The organism is Streptomyces sp. CO7, assembly GCF_053474865.1.
On the sequence record NZ_JBRIOU010000034.1, the window covers coordinates 1 to 1,183 of the forward strand.

Below are 1,183 nucleotides of genomic sequence, written 5' to 3' on the forward strand. Positions count from 1 at the left end.
GAGCAGGGGCCGGCGCCGGCCCCGGGCCCTGCTCCGGCCCCTGCTCCGGCGCGGGGACGCCGGGACGCCCTGCGGTCCACCCGCGGCCCCAGCTTCGCCAGCAGCGCCGGAAGCACCGTCACCGAACCCGCCACCGCGACCAGGGTGACCAGGATCGCGCCGGTGGCGATCGAGGAGAAGACGACGTCCCCCATCAGGTACAGCCCGCCCAGCGACACGGCGACCGCCAGCCCCGAGTCCACCACCGCCCGGCCCGACGTCCGCGCCGCCAGCTCCACCGCGGCCGTGTGGCTCAGCGTCCCGCCGGAGCGCTCACGCTCCTCACGGACCCGCTTGAGGTAGAAGAGCGAGTAGTCGACGCCCACCGCCATCCCCAGCATGAAGATCGTGCTGAGCACGGCGCCGCCCGCGTCGGGGAAGACCCAGGAGGCCAGCCCGTACAGCCCGGTGGCCGCCGCGAAGGCCGTCAGCGCCAGCAGCACCGGGATACCGGCGGCCAGCACCGTGCCGAACACGGCGAACAGGATCACGAAGGTCACCGGCAGACTGATCATCTCGGTGCGCTGCAGGTCCCGGCCCTGCTTGTCGTTGACCCCGACGGAGATCGAGGCGCTGCCGGTCTGCCCGACGCGCACGTCCCGGTGGGCGGCCTGCACGGCCGCGGTCCCGGCGAGCAGCGCGTCGACGTCCTTCTTCGCGGTCTCCCGGTCGCCCCGCAGGGTCACCGACACCAGCAGGGCCGACCCGTCGTCGGAGGGACGCGGAGCGGCCACCCGCACCACCGCGGGCAGCGCCTCCATCCGCCGCACCACCTCACGGGCCGCCGGCCCGGGGTCACGGCCCTCGATCAGCACGTGCTCCACGGGCGGCGGGGTGAGCCCGCTGCCGGCGGCCAGCGCCTCGGCCCGCCCGGCCCGGCCGATCCAGAAGTCCTCGAACTCGCCCTTGTCGGTGCCGACGACCGCCACCGCACCCAGACACGCGGCGACGAACAGCAGCCACCCCGCGATGGCACGCCCCGGGTGCCGGGCGCCCCATCGCGCCGTCCGCACCATCACCGACTCCTTGCCCCGCATGCCCAGCCCTTCCCGCCGACCGATCCCCAGAACGCCGCGGACCAGCCTCCCCGCCGCGGCAGGACCGGGTCACTGGTGCAGGCGGCCGAGGGGGCATGGGGCTACCC

At 75.5% G+C, this 1,183-nt stretch carries 1 protein-coding gene; it reads right to left on the bottom strand.

Translation table 11 applies throughout. The annotated features are described in order from the left end of the window. Positions 1-1,076, bottom strand: a 1,076-nt coding sequence (locus ACOV8S_RS30950) for an MMPL family transporter (protein WP_448321808.1), incomplete at its 3' end; no start/stop codon positions are given. Between the last annotated feature and the right edge of the window lie 107 nt (positions 1,077-1,183).